Annotated in this window: 14 protein-coding genes; 8 read left to right on the forward strand and 6 right to left on the reverse strand. The window is 41.0% G+C overall.

The genetic code is table 11. From position 1 onward, the window contains the following. The first annotated feature begins 135 nt into the window (after nucleotides 1-135). Nucleotides 136-1,425, forward strand: a complete 1,290-nt coding sequence (gene brnQ / locus SB49_RS11595) for a branched-chain amino acid transport system II carrier protein (protein ID WP_062056765.1) — start codon at nucleotides 136-138, stop codon at nucleotides 1,423-1,425. An 88-nt stretch (nucleotides 1,426-1,513) separates the two neighbouring features. On the opposite strand, the gene SB49_RS11600 is transcribed toward brnQ, so the two are convergent. Beyond that, nucleotides 1,514-2,806 carry an aminopeptidase P family protein gene (locus tag SB49_RS11600; RefSeq protein WP_062056767.1) on the reverse strand — a complete coding sequence of 431 codons (1,293 nt, stop codon included), beginning with the start codon at nucleotides 2,804-2,806 and terminating at the stop codon, nucleotides 1,514-1,516. Between the two features lie 279 nt (nucleotides 2,807-3,085). Between SB49_RS11600 and SB49_RS11605 the strand changes: the two genes are divergently transcribed. After that, nucleotides 3,086-5,944: a glycosyl hydrolase gene (locus SB49_RS11605; RefSeq protein WP_062056769.1), complete on the forward strand. Its 2,859-nt coding sequence runs from the start codon at nucleotides 3,086-3,088 to the stop codon at nucleotides 5,942-5,944. A gap of 186 nt (nucleotides 5,945-6,130) precedes the next feature. Beyond that, entirely contained in the window at nucleotides 6,131-7,027 is an 897-nt protein-coding gene (locus SB49_RS11610; protein WP_062056770.1) for a hypothetical protein, read from the forward strand. 78 nt (nucleotides 7,028-7,105) lie between these two features. Here SB49_RS11610 and SB49_RS11615 read toward each other — a convergent pair whose 3' ends face one another. Beyond that, nucleotides 7,106-8,146 (reverse strand): succinylglutamate desuccinylase/aspartoacylase family protein, encoded by a 1,041-nt coding sequence (locus SB49_RS11615; RefSeq protein ID WP_235537744.1) that lies wholly within the window; start codon nucleotides 8,144-8,146, stop codon nucleotides 7,106-7,108. A 251-nt stretch (nucleotides 8,147-8,397) separates the two neighbouring features. Here SB49_RS11615 and SB49_RS11620 point away from each other — a divergent pair, with 251 nt between their 5' ends. The 5 genes from SB49_RS11620 (at nucleotide 8,398) to SB49_RS11640 (ending at nucleotide 13,683) form a co-directional block, all read left to right on the forward strand. Continuing rightward, nucleotides 8,398-9,066, forward strand: a complete 669-nt coding sequence (locus SB49_RS11620) for a succinate dehydrogenase cytochrome b subunit (RefSeq protein ID WP_062056772.1) — start codon at nucleotides 8,398-8,400, stop codon at nucleotides 9,064-9,066. A 2-nt stretch (nucleotides 9,067-9,068) separates the two neighbouring features. Beyond that, nucleotides 9,069-11,072 (forward strand): fumarate reductase/succinate dehydrogenase flavoprotein subunit, encoded by a 2,004-nt coding sequence (locus SB49_RS11625; protein ID WP_062056774.1) that lies wholly within the window; start codon nucleotides 9,069-9,071, stop codon nucleotides 11,070-11,072. Between the two features lie 53 nt (nucleotides 11,073-11,125). Continuing rightward, entirely contained in the window at nucleotides 11,126-11,872 is a 747-nt protein-coding gene (locus SB49_RS11630; RefSeq protein ID WP_062056776.1) for a succinate dehydrogenase/fumarate reductase iron-sulfur subunit, read from the forward strand. A 109-nt stretch (nucleotides 11,873-11,981) separates the two neighbouring features. Beyond that, complete coding sequence (locus SB49_RS11635; RefSeq protein ID WP_062056778.1) at nucleotides 11,982-12,461, forward strand: very short patch repair endonuclease; 480 nt, start codon at nucleotides 11,982-11,984, stop codon at nucleotides 12,459-12,461. A 64-nt stretch (nucleotides 12,462-12,525) separates the two neighbouring features. After that, on the forward strand, nucleotides 12,526-13,683 hold the full coding sequence (locus SB49_RS11640) for a methionine aminotransferase (RefSeq protein WP_062056780.1): 1,158 nt from the start codon (nucleotides 12,526-12,528) through the stop codon (nucleotides 13,681-13,683). Here the strand turns inward: SB49_RS11640 and SB49_RS11645 are convergent. The 4 genes from SB49_RS11645 to SB49_RS11660 all read right to left on the reverse strand — a co-directional run bounded on the left by SB49_RS11645 (nucleotide 13,680) and on the right by SB49_RS11660 (nucleotide 17,118). Beyond that, complete coding sequence (locus tag SB49_RS11645) at nucleotides 13,680-14,834, reverse strand: serine hydrolase domain-containing protein (RefSeq protein WP_062056781.1); 1,155 nt, start codon at nucleotides 14,832-14,834, stop codon at nucleotides 13,680-13,682. The genes SB49_RS11640 and SB49_RS11645 overlap by 4 nt on opposite strands. Nucleotides 14,835-14,858: 24 nt before the next feature. Further along, the gene (locus tag SB49_RS11650) at nucleotides 14,859-15,353 is read right to left on the reverse strand and encodes a GNAT family N-acetyltransferase (RefSeq protein WP_235537745.1); all 495 of its coding nucleotides are present in this window, start codon (nucleotides 15,351-15,353) and stop codon (nucleotides 14,859-14,861) included. 407 nt (nucleotides 15,354-15,760) lie between these two features. Then, entirely contained in the window at nucleotides 15,761-16,414 is a 654-nt protein-coding gene (locus SB49_RS11655) for a CoA transferase subunit B (RefSeq protein ID WP_062056785.1), read from the reverse strand. A gap of 2 nt (nucleotides 16,415-16,416) precedes the next feature. Further along, nucleotides 16,417-17,118, reverse strand: coding sequence for a CoA transferase subunit A (locus SB49_RS11660; protein WP_062056787.1), 702 nt, complete (start codon nucleotides 17,116-17,118; stop codon nucleotides 16,417-16,419). Nucleotides 17,119-17,133 lie beyond the last annotated feature (15 nt).

Consider the following 17,133-nt stretch of genomic DNA (forward strand, 5'->3'; position numbering starts at 1 on the left):
GAATTGGATGTTTTTTTTTACTTTTTTCGATGAACGTAACCTTTTTTCTCGAACCTTCATATTTTAACCCGATGAAATACACGTTTTGCCGTATGTGATTTTCCACTATCTTTCGCTCGATTTTTTTTACCAAATATGAATAAGACCAAAGAAACCCTAATCACCGCCTTTGCCCTTTTTTCCTTGTTTTTTGGTGCGGGAAATTTAATATTACCGCCATTATTGGGATTTAAATCCGGAAACCTATGGTGGTTGGTGACCCTTGGGTTTTGTATCTCCGCTGTGCTCATCCCCATCATGGGAATTTTGGCACACGCAAAACTACAGGGAACCATCTTCGATTTTGGCAAAAAAGTGTCCCCAACCTTCAGCTTGGTCTATTCTGTTATTATATACGCCATTTCCGTTAGTTTGCCATCGCCAAGGACAGCCTCGGTGACCCATGAGATCGCCATTCAACCTTTTTTTGAAACCCCCTATCTCCTAACCAGTATTATATACTTTGCCTTAGTTTTTCTTTTTGTGATCAACAGGTCCAAGTTATTGGACATTTTGGGCAAAATCCTGACCCCGGCCATTATTTTGATCTTATTGTTGATTATAGGCACCACCCTATTTTATGAAGATTTCAATTTTGGGGTTTCCCAGTTTAAAAGTCCTTTTACCGATGCCATCCTCGAAGGTTACCAGACTTTTGATGCCATAGGCGCAGTAGTGGTAGGTGGAGTGATCATTGTCTCCATCAATTTAAAAAGTACAGGTTCTTATGCTGAGAAAAAAAGTCTTATCCGCCGAGCAGGGTGGTTGGGAGGGCTATCCCTTTTTCTAATCTACGCTGGACTTATCTTATCTGGCGCCCTCATGTTTAATAGGTTTGATCCTGAAATTACCAGGGTGGCATTACTGACCGGGATAAGCACAAATACCCTAGGCGGCACAGCTAATTTGTTTTTAAGCCTTTTGGTTAGCTTGGCTTGTTTTACTACTGCAGTAGGCGTCGTAACGGGTACGGCCGACTTTATGAAATCGAGGTTTAAAGAATCACAGTCGGCCTATACCATCACAGCCGTTATCGGTTGTCTACTGGGGGTGCTTATGGGACAGTTTGATGTAGCGTACATTATCGCCGTGGCCTTACCAGCCCTTATGTTCATATACCCAATTACCATAGTCCTGATCTTATTGAACGTCGTTCGGGAGAAATGGGCGACGGCCTTTGTTTTTAGGGCAGTAATTTTAATGACCACCATTTTTAGCATCCCCGATTTTATGAACAGCATCAGCCTTGGGAGCTATATGGAAAAGATAAACCCCTTTATCCCATTGAGCGACTATAGCCTGGGATGGGTATTGCCCGCCTTTGCAACTTTTATAATTGCGAATCTTATTGAACAAAAGTCTACAAAAACAAAAGGGAATCAATAAATTATATAAAAAAGAGGGGCATTAAATAGCCCCTCTTTTTAAGATATTGTTCAATGCCTTTTTGAGAACAGTTCTCGGCACTAAGGTATTATTGATTCATCAACGACTCAATTTCTTCAACTTCAATCGGGATATTTCCCATTAAATTGAAAGGCTCACCTTTTTCTTGGATCACCACATCATCTTCCAATCGTATTCCAAAACCTTCTTTAGGAATATAAATTCCGGGTTCCACCGTAAAGACCATGTTTGCCTTCATTGGGGTCTTTAATAATCCATAATCATGCGTGTTCAACCCAATATGGTGACTGGTACCGTGCATAAAATACTTTTTGTATGCCGGCCAGTCCTTATTTTCATTTTGCACATCGGCCTTGTCCAACAAGCCCAAACCAAGAAGCTCCGAGGTCATCAGTTGCCCCACCTCCTTGTGGTATTCTGCCCAGATCGTGCCCGGCACCAACATTTTGGTCGCCTCATTTTTTACCCTGAGCACAGCTTCATAAACCGCTTTCTGACGTGCAGTAAACTTTCTATTCACAGGGATGGTCCTGCTTAGATCACTGGAATAATTGGCATATTCCGCCGCAACATCCATCAATAACAAATCCCCATCCTTACACTGTTGGTTGTTGACCACATAGTGCAGCACATTGGCATTGTTCCCAGATGCGATGATAGGAGTGTAAGCAAAGCCCTTGGATTTATTCCTCAAAAACTCGTGCATCAACTCCGCCTGAATCTCGTATTCCCAGACACCAGGTTTTACAAACCCCAACAATCTCCTAAAGCCCTTCTCAGTGATATTGCAGGCCGTTTGCATTATATCCAGTTCTTCTGGCTCCTTAATACCTCTGATCTCCTGCAAAATAGGATTGCTCTTTGCCCATTGGTGGGCTGGGAAATCTGCCTTACATTTCTTAATGAAGCGGTCTTCCCGTGTTTCGGTAACAACAGCTTGTCTGTAATGCTCATTGGTATTGAAATAAATCGTTTCCGCCTCCGTCATGAGGTCAAAGAATATCTTGTCGAAATCACTCAACCAATACACGGTATCTATCCCCGAAACTTCAGTAGCTTTTTCCTTGGTCAGTTTTTCGCCCTCCCACACAGCGATATGGTCATTGGTCTCGGTCACAAATAATATTTCCCTGTGCTTTTTGTCCATGGCATCCGGAAAAAGAAGCAATAAGGTTTCTTCCTGGTCGGCACCACTTAGGTAAAAAATATCACGATGTTGCTCAAAGGCCAAGGTACTATCTGCACCTATAGGGTATACATCATTGGAATTGAAAACAGCAATGCTCTTCGGCTTCATTTGGGCCATGAACTTTTTGCGGTTTTTAATAAATAATGAATTGGGAATTAGATCGTATTTCATCTGTTGATTTTGATTAATTTCTTGTTACATGGAACTCTCAAAAACAAGTGCTTTTTACAGCCTCTTTATTTTAGGTATTTCCACAAATTTTTCGAGTTTCCCAAAAGTAGCGAAATCAATATCCAATCAAAAAAAAGCGACCTGTAATTAAATTTCTTTAACTTTTATTTATACAATACTCAGCTTTGGACCCATCAAAATTACCCTATCATACAAACACTTTTGGCAATGGAACAAATTGCTTAACTTACCCCCTATTCTCTAACTCATTTTATATCAATGAAAAATTTCTTCTTATCCTTTATTTTGGTATCCACAGTAATTGGTACCGCTCAAATAGCCCCAACCCAAAAGGCTGACATTCAAAAAGCCCTCCAGCAAAAGGAATCCATGGACGCGAGTTCATTGGTGAAAAACATTCCTTTCAAAAATATTGGCCCCTCCATTATGAGTGGCCGCGTGGTTGATATTGATGTCAACCCTAGCAATCCAACAGAATTTTACGTAGGATATGCATCTGGTGGATTATGGTACACCAATAACAATGGCACATCGTTTACCCCTATCATGGACAATAGCCCGACCCAAAATGTGGGGGATATTGCTGTTGACTGGAAGACCGGGACTATTTGGGTAGGTACCGGGGAAAATAATGCATCTAGATCATCCTACGCCGGGATTGGAATTTTAAAGTCCATCGACAAGGGCAAGTCCTGGCAACAAATGGGCCTAGAGGATTCCCACCATATCGGAAGAATAATCTTAAACCCGTCCAATCCAAAGGAAGTAGTGGTTGGTGTTACCGGACATTTGTACTCGCCAAACGAGGACAGAGGAATTTTTAAAACCACGGACGGTGGCAAAACCTGGAACAAAACCCTTTTTGTTTCCAAGGATGCGGGGATCATAGACGTGGCCATGGCTCCGAATAATTTCAATATCCAATATGCAGCTTCCTGGGAAAAAGATAGGAAGGCATGGGATTTTATCGGTAATGGCAATGGGTCCGGAATTTATAAAAGTACAGATGGAGGAACCACTTGGAACAAGATTTCCACTCCCCAAAGCGGATTTCCGACTGGCGAGGGTGTTGGTAGAATAGGCTTGGCCGTCTTTGATGAAAACACGGTTTACGCCGTTCATGACAGTCAGTTTAGACGTGATAAAACCAACGGAACTGAAAAAAAATCCGAGGGTCTGAGCAAAGAGGATTTTAAAACCATGAGCGTAGAAACCTTCTTAAAATTGGAGGACAAAAAATTGAATGAATTCTTAAAGACCAATGGTTTTCAAGAAAAATACCGTGCCAATAACGTTAAACAATTGGTAGAAAGCGGTACTGTAAAACCCATAGATATCGCCAATTATTTGGAGGATGCAAATTCCATGTTGTTTGATACGCCTGTGGTAGGCGCCGAAGTTTATAGAAGTGAGGATGGAGGAAAAACCTGGAAGAAGCGCAATGAAAAATACATAGACGACCTATTTTATAGCTACGGGTATTATTTTGCACAGATTGCCGTTGATCCCAACAATAAGGATAAGGTGTATTTGGCAGGTGTTCCTATTATAAAGTCCGATGATGGTGGAAAAACATATACTTCCATCAATGGGGACAACGTGCATTCTGACCACCACTCCATTTGGATCGACCCAAATATGCCCGGACATATTGTGAACGGTAATGATGGAGGTGTAAACATCTCTTACGACGATGGCGCTCACTGGATCAAAAACAACACCCCATTCGTAGGGCAGTTTTACTATATCAATGTGGACAATGAAGAACCGTATAACGTATATGGTGGACTTCAGGACAATGGCGTTTGGGTGGGTGCCCATAATGCCCAAGAGAACACAGAGTGGCACCAAGATGGACAATATCCTTGGAAATCGATTATGGGCGGTGATGGTATGCAGGTGCAGATCGATTCCAGGAACCACAACATAGTCTATACCGGATATCAGTTTGGAAACTACTATAGATTGGATTTGGAAAAGGACAAACAAACGTATATTCAACCCAAGCACGAATTGGGGGAAACCCCTTATCGTTTTAATTGGCAGACCCCAATTTTACTTTCCCCACATAACCAGGATATCATATATCTGGGAGGTAACAAATTACACAGATCCATGAACCAAGGCGATGATTGGGCAACTATTTCTGGGGACCTGACCGATGGAGGCAAAAAAGGCAACATAGCTTACGGTACCTTAGCCACCATTTCCGAATCTCCCTTTAAATTTGGATTGATCTATACAGGTAGTGACGACGGACTAGTTCAAGTAACACAAAATGGCGGCAACAGCTGGGAGCTTTTAAATCCGACCGGCAACAACAAACCCGCTGAACTTTGGGTAAGTAGAGTGGTTGCCTCACAACACAAAAAGGAAAGGGCATATGTCACCCTGAACGGATACAGATGGGATGACTTTACCCCTTATGTTTATATGAGCAACGATTATGGGAAGACTTGGAAAAACATTGCAAACAATATTCCGATGTCTCCCGTAAATGTCATTATAGAAGACCCGACCAATGAAAAAATATTATATGTAGGAACCGACAATGGAGTTTATGTCTCTTTTGACCAAGGAGGTAGTTGGGAGGCTTTATCAGAAGGACTTCCAAAGGTCGCGGTGCACGATTTAAAAATACAGGCAAAAGCGAAGCATTTGTTGGTTGGCACCCATGGGCGAAGTATTTACAAGGCCGATATTGGGCACTTACAACAGATGAAGGAAAGTGACCTGAACAAAAATCTTGTGGTTTTCAAAGTAGAGGATATCAACCATTCCGAAAGATGGGGAAACTCTTGGAGCTCATGGTCCAAACCCAGCACCCCAGGAATAGACCTTACATTTTATACAGCCAAATCTGGTGATTTTACGTCCAAAGTTTTGACCGATGATGGTATAGAGGTGAGTCAGGCTCAAATACAAGCTGATAAAGGCTTTAACGTACTCTCTTATGACGTGGCGTTCTCCAAGGCTGGAAAAGCTGCATTTCTAAAGAAAAATAAAATGGAGTTGAAAGAAGCAGGAAATGGTAAGACATACCTGCCCAAAGGAAAATACACCCTAGAGGTTTCTGGAAACGGGAGTACGGAAAAGGTGACTTTTGAACTCAAATAATTATGGTAAATAGGGATCAAAAGGAAGTTAAAATTTCTTTTGATCCCTTTATTTTTGAAATCTTAAATTGCTCTCAAAAGGAAAATATTTGGCAACGTACCTTACCCAAATATGGTTAATGGTAGAGTTATTTCTTTAATACATCTATGCACTATAGAAAATATCTGGCTCAGATAGGTAAAATTTATGGAAAGAAAAATTACATTTAAACGCCTATACGACCTATTGCTGTCTGACAGAACCAAGGAGCGAAGTGAAAAAGTTATTCTCACCATCGCAATACTTAGTTTTCTAGTACATTTGACAATTATTTATTTGGTAGACTTTGGCCTGATCGAAAATTTTTCTGGTTCCGATCTGTTAAAAAACCCCATTGCTGCAATCTACACCCCATTTTCGTTTATTTTAATTTATGAAGTTTATCTCCTAATCTATTATTTACCCAGATCTTTTACCACGTACATAGGGAAACAATATGAGATCATTACCCTTATCATCATACGTCGACTTTTCAAAGATCTTTCTACCCTTGAACTTTCTTCAGATTGGTTCCAAATAAAAGGTGACCTTCAATTTACCTATGACCTTGTGGCCTCCGTATTACTCTTTTATTTGCTTTATATTTTTTATGTGCAAAGCAAGAAAAAATACATTAGGGAGGAAGATGAAGGACAGGCCTTAAATATTGATCGATTTATATACCTGAAAAAATGGATTGCTGTTTTTTTGGTGCCCATTTTACTTTCTGTGGCAATGTATACCCTCTTCTTTTGGACATATGGCACTATCTATTCTATTGAACAACCCACAATATCCTTCAAAAATATCAATAACATTTTCTTTGATGAATTCTTCACCATATTGATCATTACAGACGTGATCTTACTACTGTTTTCTTTCTTCTACACTGACAGGTTTCACAAGGTAATCCGAAATTCAGGATTTATCATTTCTACCATTTTAATACGGCTTTCCTTTTCGGTTGATGGCGCTATAAATACAATTTTGATCATCTCAGCAGTCATTTTTGGCCTTGTAATTTTAACCATTCATAACCAATACGAAAAGAATATTATTGATTAGTCCAAGACAATTGTCATTTTCCCACTTATTTTCAGTTTTCACTTACTTCCAATAACATTATTAGAGTCTTCTAAAGTTTTACCTCCCAACATGAAAAAGGGCATCCCCTTGATTCACCACTGCCTGATTGTTGATACAAAATACAAATCCATCGTAGGGTGCCTTTATTTCCTTGTTATAAGTGGCAAAGGTATCGGCAACGATGCCCAATACCTGTCCTTTTGAAATTTCAGAACCATTGGTCACCTTTGGGATGAACATCCCTGCCGTTGGGGCCCGCAACCATTTTTTGGATAAGAGATATTTGCTTCGTTCTTGCTTTTTTAACAAAGGATTGATCCTGTCTATCATTTCAAAATTGATCATTACGTTTAGAATCCCTTGAATTCCCCGTTTGATTGCAAAATCATCAAAACGCATGCTTTCCCCTGCCTCATATACAATCGTTGGAATTCCCTTTCTAAAGCTGGCCTTTCGAAAAGATTTATTGATCAGTTCGGAAGAAAAAGTTAGTGGGGCATTGAAGATATCCGCTATTTGCTTACTGGCCTGGTCTCCTTCCGTATACCGTACCTGAGGGAAGTTGTTATGGCGGGCACCACCGGTGTGAAGATCTATACCATAATCGATTTGTGGGAATATTTCTGAAGTGTAGTGGTGGGCTATCCTACTGGCAAGAGAACCCGTTTTGCTTCCAGGAAAACTTCTGTTGACATCCTTGCCGTCCGGCACATCACGGGAAAAATGTATAAATCCAAAGACATTTAATAAAGGTACCACTAAAACTGCACCTCTTTTCACCTTGAAATATTTCTTGTGCAACATCCGTCGCACGATCTCAATTCCATTGATCTCATCTCCATGAAGCCCTGCCTGAATAAGTACGGTTGGTCCAGGTTCTTTCCCATTGAAAACGTATATAGGGATGTCGATCATCGTTCCCGTTGGGAGTCGATCTATATTGATATGTAACAATTTCTGTTGTCCTGGAGCCACGCGCTCCCCCTTTATTACAATATCCTTATTTTCTTTAACTATTTCCATATCCTTTTTCCTTATCCTATAACCAGAACTGTTTCCTGGCGCCTTAAATCTATCTCCAAAAGTAAGTCTTCCCAAGGTTTAGTTCATAAGTTATGGGATTATCTTTTAAAAAAGATAGCGACAAAACCACTCCTACATCGTTAAAAAAATGTAAAATTAAATTATGCTTTTGTTCAACATTTTTTAAAAAACTAAATCGTTTTCGCCCTAAAACTTAAACTTGTTGAAAAGTTCTTTAAACTGGTTCTAAATAATAGCAGTAATACCGTCTAAAGTTTGTTAATAACTCTCCTGTACTGTAAATTTGTCGTTAAAACTAATAACTAATGAGTGGTTTGACAAAATCATCTATCGCCAGAAAAGTAGTAATGGCTTTATCTGGCCTTTTTTTGGTCTTATTTCTTGGGCAACATTTTACCATCAACATTACCTCGGTAATTGCTCCCGACACTTTTAACGAATGGTCGCACTTTATGGGTTACAATCCACTGGTGCAATATCTACTTCAGCCGATCTTGATCGCCGGGGTGATTGTTCATTTTGTTATGGGCTTTGTTCTTGAAATCCAAAATAACAGAGCAAGAGGTGTAAAGTACGTAAAGTACAACGGCAGCTCCAACGCCCCTTGGGTGTCGCGAAATATGATTGTTTCAGGTGCTGTTATCTTGGCCTTTTTAGCATTGCATTTTTATGATTTCTGGGTACACGAAATGACCTACAAATACATTGAGAGCAATCCCCAAGACCCAACGAGATACTATGCGGAAACGGTAGAGAAATTCGAGCCGATTTGGCGTACGGTTTTATATGTGATTTCCTTCGGTTTGTTGGCATTACATTTATTGCATGGCTTTGCCTCTTCCTTCCAAACTATGGGGGTAAACAACAAATACACTCCAGCCATTCAAAAGTTCACCAAGATCTATGCGATTGCAATCCCATTAGGGTTTGCCTTCATCGCCTTATACCATCACTTTAACCCAATTACACATTAATTATGGGAATATTGGATTCAAAAATTCCATCTGGCCCTTTGGCCGATAAATGGACCAAACATAAAAATGCAATTGACCTTGTCAACCCTGCCAACAAACGGAACATTGATGTTATCGTGGTAGGTACAGGACTTGCAGGTGGCTCTGCCGCTGCAACCTTGGCTGAGCTAGGTTATAACGTAAAGACTTTCTGTTATCAGGATTCTCCAAGAAGAGCGCATTCCATTGCTGCCCAAGGAGGTATTAATGCCGCAAAAAACTATCAGGGAGATGGTGATAGTAACTACCGCTTGTTTTACGATACTGTAAAAGGTGGAGATTACCGTTCCCGTGAGGCCAACGTTTATCGATTGGCTGAAGTTTCTGGAAATATAATTGATCAGTGCGTGGCACAAGGGGTTCCTTTTGCACGCGAATATGGTGGACTGTTGGACAACCGTTCTTTTGGTGGGGTACTGGTGTCACGTACCTTTTACGCCAAAGGGCAGACCGGACAACAATTATTGCTTGGAGCTTATGCTGCAATGAACAGACAGATAAACCGAGGAAAAATCCAATCTTTCAACCGTCACGAAATGATGGATTTGGTAAAGATCGATGGAAAGGCCCGTGGAATTATTGCTCGTAACTTGGTTACCGGCGAAATTGAACGTCATTCTGCACATGCAGTAGTTTTGGCCTCCGGTGGATATGGGAACGTATTTTTCCTTTCCACCAATGCTATGGGAAGTAACGTAATGGCTGCATGGAGAGCACACCGAAGAGGAGCGTTCTTTGCCAACCCGTGCTACACACAAATCCACCCTACCTGTATACCGGTTTCTGGAGAGCATCAGTCAAAATTGACCTTGATGTCAGAATCATTGCGTAACGATGGGCGTATCTGGGTGCCAAAGCATAAGAAAGATGCCGAAGCCATTAGAAATGGAAAATTAAAACCAATAGAACTTAAGGAAGAAGACAGGGATTACTACTTGGAAAGAAGATATCCGGCCTTTGGTAACCTTGTTCCACGCGATGTGGCTTCACGAGCAGCCAAAGAACGTTGTGACGCCGGTTTTGGTGTGAACAAAACAGGAGAAGCCGTTTACTTGGATTTTGCTGCTGCAATCATGAGATATGGAAAGGAAAAAGCATTGACTTCCGGATTAAAGGATGCCGATGACAATACCATCCGTCAATTGGGTGAAGAGGTTGTTGAGGCCAAATACGGTAACCTTTTCCAGATGTACGAAAAGATTGTGGATGAAAATCCATACAAAACACCGATGAAAATTTACCCTGCGGTGCATTATACTATGGGCGGACTTTGGGTTGATTACAATCTACAGACTACCATTGAAGGGTGTTATGCTGCCGGGGAGGCAAACTTTAGCGATCACGGAGCAAATAGATTAGGAGCTTCAGCCTTGATGCAAGGATTGGCAGACGGATATTTTGTATTGCCATACACAATCGGAGATTACCTATCCAAAGATATTAGAACTGGAAAAATTCCGACCGACTCTGCTGAATTTGAGGCAGCAGAGAAAGAAGTGCGCGATAGAATAACAAAATTAAAAGCAGGGAAGGGTACCCATTCTGTTGATTATTACCACAAGAAATTAGGTAAGATCATGTGGAACAAATGTGGAATGTCCCGTAACGCAAAAGAGCTTCAAGAGGCCATTGACGAGATATCTGCCCTAAGAGCTGATTTCTGGGAAAATGTGCGTGTCCCTGGAAGTCCTGAAACCAAAAACCAGGAATTAGAAAAAGCTGGTAGAGTAGCAGATTTCTTGGAATTGGGAGAATTGTTCGCAAAAGATGCCCTATCTAGAAACGAGTCCTGTGGAGGTCACTTCCGTGAAGAGTATCAAACTCCAGAAGGAGAAGCCCTAAGGGACGATGAAAACTTTAAGTTTGTTTCTGCCTGGGAATACAAGGGCGAACCAAAAGATGCTGTTCTTCACAAAGAAGACTTGGTATACGAAAATATAGAATTGAAGACTAGAAGTTATAAATAGGTTACCGCTGATGGTGGTTTATACTGCCAACTACTAACAACAAAGCAAAAGCTATGAAGCTGAATCTAAAAATATGGCGTCAGAAAGATGCCAACACAAAAGGCCAAATTAAGGATTATCCTATCGATGGTGTCGATGGGGATATGTCTTTCTTGGAAATGATGGACATCCTGAACGAAGACCTTATTACTAAAGGGGAAGAGCCTGTAGAATTTGACCATGATTGTAGGGAAGGTATTTGTGGGTCTTGTTCCATGCAGATCAATGGAGAGCCACATGGTCCAGATCGTTTGGTGACCACCTGCCAATTGCACATGCGTAAATTCAACGACGGCGATACTATTGTTATTGAACCGTTCAGAGCCAAAGCTTTTCCTGTGATTAAGGATTTGATCGTAGATCGCAGCGCATTTGATAGGATACAACAAGCTGGTGGATACATTTCCGTGAACACCTCAGGGAACACTGTTGATGCCAATGCCATTCCTATCAACAAAGAAAATGCAGACGACTCCTTTTACGCTGCAGCCTGTATTGGTTGTGGGGCCTGCGTAGCTGCTTGTAAAAACGCAAGTGCTATGTTATTTACCTCTGCAAAAGTATCACAGTTTGCATTATTGCCTCAAGGACAAGTTGAAGCTACAGAAAGGGTTCAGAATATGGTCCGCCAAATGGATCTGGAAGGTTTTGGTAACTGCACCAACACCGGTGCCTGTGAGGTAGAATGTCCAAAAGGAATTTCTCTGGAGAACATCGCCAGGATGAACAGGGAATACCTAAGTGCCAATATAAAAGGATAATCCTATAGAATAAATTTTTCTGTTATTTCAGAAGCAAACCCCATCCCTCTTAAGGGATGGGGTTTATATTTTCTTGTACCTGTGTTTTAAAAATACTTTATCTTTAAACATGTCCAAGATATATGATGAAGAACGAATTATAGTTCCTCGTTTCAACGAGGCATCCGGTTTTTACACCACTCCCGAACGCTCTAAAATGATGGCCAAGATTCGGGGCAAAAATACCAAGCCCGAACTACAATTTAGAAAGGCCCTTTGGGCTGCCGGATTCAGATACCGGGTAGATTACAAAAAACTCATAGGCAAGCCGGATATTGTGCTTAAAAAATACAAAACTGTCATCTTTATAGACGGGGAATTCTGGCATGGTTACAATTGGGAAGAGCGAAAGTATAAAATCAAGACCAATAGGGAGTTTTGGATTCCAAAAATAGAACGCAACCTACAGCGGGATAGGGAAGTAAATATCGCTTTGGAAACCATGGGCTATACAGTCTTTAGGTTCTGGGAAAAGGAAATTAAAAAAGAATTGGATGGATGCCTAGGACGAGTCATCTCACATCTGAAATCCATAGATCGCGGATACTAATTTCCCAAATCTTAAGCACAAGGATATCGCCAAATTATCCTACTTTTATAATACAACCATTCCTATGCAATCATTCAAGCCAACCATTACAAGCAAACTACCTAAGGTGGGGACAACCATTTTCACCACCATGTCCCATTTGGCAGCAGAGCACAATGCTCTGAACCTTTCACAAGGGTTCCCCAATTTTGCCCCAGATCCCCTACTCATCAAATTGGCTGCCGACGCAATGCAAGCCGATTACAACCAATACGCACCAATGCAAGGGATATTACCCTTGAGGGAAGTAATTGCTGAAAAAATCGAGAGTCTTCATGGCGCCCAATATCATCCAGAAACAGAGATTACCGTAACCGCAGGAGCTACACAAGCCATTTATACAGCTATCTCTGCCTTTATTCGCCCTAATGACGAGGTTATTGTCATCAAACCCGCCTATGACTGTTATGAGCCGGCTATTGAAGTTAATGGAGGTGTTTCTGTTTTCGTGCAGCTACAAGGCAAGGATTATACAATGGACTGGTCAGACTTCCGGAAAAAAATAACTCCCAACACGAAGATGGTCATCATCAATACTCCCCATAACCCCACTGGAAAAGTTTTCTCCAGAGAGGACATGCTGACTTTACAGGAAATTTTGAAAAACACAGCTATCATTCTCTTGAGTGACGAAGTTTACGAACACATAATTTTTGATGGAAAGAGACACCATTCTGCAAGTTCCTTTTCCGATTTGGCCTCTAGAAGCTTTGTTTGTGCTTCCTTTGGAAAAACATTTCATATAACGGGTTGGAAGATGGGTTACTGTGTTGCCCCAGAGGAATTGATGCGCGAATTCCAAAAAGTACACCAATTTAATGTCTTTTGTTCCAACCACCCTTTGCAGCAGGCATTGACCTCCTATTTGAAAAATCCAGAGCACTATTTAGAGTTGAATGCCTTTTACCAGGCAAAAAGAGATCTGTTTCTTTCTGGGTTGGAAGGAACTAAATTTACATTTTCCCCTGCCCAGGGAACCTACTTTCAGTTGCTCGACTATAGTCAGATCACCCATGAGCCAGACGATGATTTTGCAAAGCGACTCGCCATTGACCACAAAATAGCCAGTATTCCTGTATCAGGATTTAATTTGGACCAAACGGACCACCGTCAGCTACGATTCTGTTTCGCCAAAAAAGATGATACCCTACTAAAAGCTATTGATATCCTTATTAAAATTTAATCTAATGCCAGATACACCTTTTCCATAAATTCTTCTATCATTGAGGGTTCTAACCACCTCGTCACCACAACTACATCGTTCTTTTTATCAATTACAATAAAATTACCACCAAACCCTGCGGCATAGTAGATTTTGTCCGATAGCTGTTTCCAATTCCTATCACCCTTGGTATTTAGCCACCACATAAACCCATAATTTGGGTTGGGGCCAGAAGGAGTAATCGCATCCGTGATCCAGTTTTTACTAATCAACTGATCATTCCCCCATTTTCCATTGTTCAGGAACAGCAAACCAAACCGCGCCATATCTTCCGTATTGATAAATAATCCCGCCCCCGAGTGACCGCCACCAGTGACAGATTTCATTTGAACTCCATCAACTTCCGTCCACGCATGGTCGTACCCAAACCATCGCCATGTGGTACTGGCATCTATCTTGTCCATTAGTTCCGTTTTTAGCACCATTGGCAAAGGTTTCCGCCAAACATGAGTTAAGGCGTAAGCCAGTACATTTACACGTACGTCGTTGTATTCCATAACCGTACCGGGTTCCTGCAAGGTTCTATATTTCCAATCGTCAAGACCCCCTTCTTTTGGCGGCCTATCTGCCCAATCCTTACCTCCCCAAAGTTCTCCAGACCAGTCAGAATTTTGTTGTAACAAATGCCTCCAGCTAATTTTACTATTGTGCTGCCCGTCAAAGGTTCCATCCCAAATATAGTCACCAACCTTATCATCCACATGGGAGATTAACCCCTTGTCAACGGCCAGGCCAGCCATTGTAGAAAGAAAACTTTTGGTAACACTAAAGGTCATATCTACCCTTTTGGTATCTCCCCAGCCCTTAATGAGATATCCGTTTTTAAGGATCATACCTACCGGTCCCCCACGTTTTTTGGTTGGACCCAAAATTTTGTGGAATGGTTCGCTTTTAAACCCTTGAAGAATTGCGATACGTAAATCTTTTGAACCGCTATATTCGTTAGCCTGCGCAAAAGAGACTGCCTCTTCTAAAAGTTCAATTTTTATTTTGAAATCTTTTGGGCTTCTTTGCTCCCATACACTGTTTTTAGATGGGAAATAGTGAGATGCTTGGGCATTCACTGATATATATATCAGTCCAAAAATAAACGCCAGTACCACTCCTTTCATATTTTCTGTCTTTTTAATTCGTAATTATTGATCAATATCGCAGCGCATCAACCAATCTGTCTGCTTGTCCTTTCCTATATAATAAGGGTGTGTTCCAAATTTTCGGAACCCGTAAATTTCATAGAAGGCGATTGCTTTTGTGTTGTGTTCCCAAACCCCTAACCAAACAAAGGTCTTATTCTTAGCCTTTGCCAAAGCTTTCACCTGTTCCAGCATCCATCTACCTATCTGTTTTCCTTGAAACTCACTCAATACATAAATGCGTTCCAACTCCAACGAATTCAACTCTTTTATATCGGTTTGAGCTTCTAGTTGATTCAATTTAAAATACCCAACCACCTCTTTATTTAAATACACGAAATAAAAATCGGAATCCGCATTCAAAACCTCATCGGCAATTCGATCGGGGTTAAAGGCAAAATCGAGGTAGTTTTCAAAGTCCTCTGGATTATTATCCTTTTCAAACGCATCAATAAAGGTCTTTCTCGATAGATTGACAAGAAAGTCCAACTGATCCATATCACATTTTTGAAGCCGTAATTCCATTGGGTAAAATGCATTGCTTAAAAGGGGATTGAAGATAACGAAAATAAGGCATAAAAAAAGAGCAATGTCAGGGACATTGCTCTTTGATCTTTTTCTAAAAAGAAGTTTACAACATGAAAAGTTTTTTTACCAAGGCTAGTACACCTCTATAAAAACCACTACGATCAATGTAAATTACTTCTTCTTCAGGCAAATGGTTAATTTGTAAGTCCATAAGATAAATTTAGGCAAAAATTAAATTTGGGGTTTAATTTTTAGGTTCGCCCTAAATATATTTCGATTTATGGAATTATCAAAATTATTGTTGTGAACATCATCCTAAATGTGGCAAAAAAAATAAAAAAATAGGTCTGTCCGATGAACTACCTACATGAATTGGTTTAAAGCACCATTTCCGGAATATCTCCTTCGATGATCAAGGTGCCTTCGGTTGCCTTTTTAACATCTTCCACACTAATACCCGGTGCCGTTTCCAATAATTTAAATCCTTTTGGTGTCACTTCCATTACCGCCAAATTGGTCACTATTTTTTTTACACAGCCCACACCAGTTAATGGAAGGGAACATTTTCTTAGCAATTTGGATTTCCCGGCCTTATTGGTATGCATCATGGCAACAATAATATTTTCCGCTGAAGCTACCAGATCCATGGCTCCTCCCATACCCTTTACCATTTTTCCGGGTATTTTCCAATTGGCGATATCCCCATTCTCAGAAACTTCCATGGCGCCCAGAATAGTCAGGTCCACATGTTGCCCCCTGATCATTCCAAAACTTGTTGCAGAATCAAAAAAAGAGGCTCCCGGCAAGGTGGTTATGGTCTGTTTACCTGCATTGATTATATCCGCATCTTCCTCTCCTTCAAACGGAAAAGGGCCCATCCCCAATACCCCGTTCTCACTTTGGAATTCTACGCTTATGTCTTCCCTTACAAAATTGGCTACCAAGGTTGGTATGCCAATCCCGAGATTAACGTAATATCCGTCCTTAACTTCCTTGGCAATTCGCTTTGCTATTCCGTTTTTATCCAACATAACTATGATCTTTGTCTTACGGTTCGTTGCTCTATTCTTTTCTCGTAGGCCTTCCCTTGAAATATTTTATTTACAAAGATTCCGGGCACATGTATCTCGTTCGGATCCAAGGCACCGGCCGGCAAAAGTTCCTCTACCTCAGCTACCGTTATTTTTGCCGCCCCACACATGCAGGGATTGAAATTTCTTGCTGTCCCCTTAAAAATAAGATTCCCGGCTTCATCCCCTTTCCATGCCTTTACAAAGGCAAAATCGGCCTTAAAAGCTTCCTCTAGTACATACATTTTACCATTAAACTCACGGGTCTCCTTTCCTTCGGCCACTTCCGTACCATAACCGGCAGGAGTATAAAAGGCTGGGAAACCAGCTTGGGCGGCCCTGCATTTTTCAGCTAAAGTACCTTGGGGCGTTAATTCTACATCGAGTTCCCCGCTCAACATTTGGCGTTCAAATTCATCGTTCTCACCTACATAAGAAGAAATCATTTTTTTTACTTGATGCTTGTGCAATAGCAGGCCAAGTCCAAAATCATCTACACCAGCGTTGTTGGAAATACAGGTCAGATCCTTTATTCCTATGCGTACAAGCTCATTTATTGCATTTTCCGGGATTCCACAGAGTCCAAAGCCTCCTAACATAAAGGTCATTCCGTCCTTTACGCCTTTCAAGGCTTCTTCTACAGATCCTACAGTTTTAGATATCATATAATGAAGTTTAGT

The organism is Sediminicola sp. YIK13, from assembly GCF_001430825.1.
Taxonomy (GTDB): Bacteria; Bacteroidota; Bacteroidia; order Flavobacteriales; family Flavobacteriaceae; genus Sediminicola.

Excerpts from the sequence above, each read along its gene's own strand:
- brnQ (WP_062056765.1), top strand. The coding sequence starts at position 136 with ATGAATAAGACCAAAGAAACCCTAATCACCGCCTTTGCCCTTTTTTCC.
- SB49_RS11600 (WP_062056767.1), bottom strand. The coding sequence starts at position 2,806 with ATGAAATACGATCTAATTCCCAATTCATTATTTATTAAAAACCGCAAA.
- SB49_RS11605 (WP_062056769.1), top strand. The coding sequence starts at position 3,086 with ATGAAAAATTTCTTCTTATCCTTTATTTTGGTATCCACAGTAATTGGT.
- SB49_RS11610 (WP_062056770.1), top strand. The coding sequence starts at position 6,131 with ATGGAAAGAAAAATTACATTTAAACGCCTATACGACCTATTGCTGTCT.
- SB49_RS11620 (WP_062056772.1), top strand. The coding sequence starts at position 8,398 with ATGAGTGGTTTGACAAAATCATCTATCGCCAGAAAAGTAGTAATGGCT.
- SB49_RS11625 (WP_062056774.1), top strand. The coding sequence starts at position 9,069 with ATGGGAATATTGGATTCAAAAATTCCATCTGGCCCTTTGGCCGATAAA.
- SB49_RS11630 (WP_062056776.1), top strand. The coding sequence starts at position 11,126 with ATGAAGCTGAATCTAAAAATATGGCGTCAGAAAGATGCCAACACAAAA.
- SB49_RS11635 (WP_062056778.1), top strand. The coding sequence starts at position 11,982 with ATGTCCAAGATATATGATGAAGAACGAATTATAGTTCCTCGTTTCAAC.
- SB49_RS11640 (WP_062056780.1), top strand. The coding sequence starts at position 12,526 with ATGCAATCATTCAAGCCAACCATTACAAGCAAACTACCTAAGGTGGGG.
- SB49_RS11645 (WP_062056781.1), bottom strand. The coding sequence starts at position 14,834 with ATGAAAGGAGTGGTACTGGCGTTTATTTTTGGACTGATATATATATCA.
- SB49_RS11650 (WP_235537745.1), bottom strand. The coding sequence starts at position 15,353 with ATGGATCAGTTGGACTTTCTTGTCAATCTATCGAGAAAGACCTTTATT.
- SB49_RS11655 (WP_062056785.1), bottom strand. The coding sequence starts at position 16,414 with ATGTTGGATAAAAACGGAATAGCAAAGCGAATTGCCAAGGAAGTTAAG.
- SB49_RS11660 (WP_062056787.1), bottom strand. The coding sequence starts at position 17,118 with ATGATATCTAAAACTGTAGGATCTGTAGAAGAAGCCTTGAAAGGCGTA.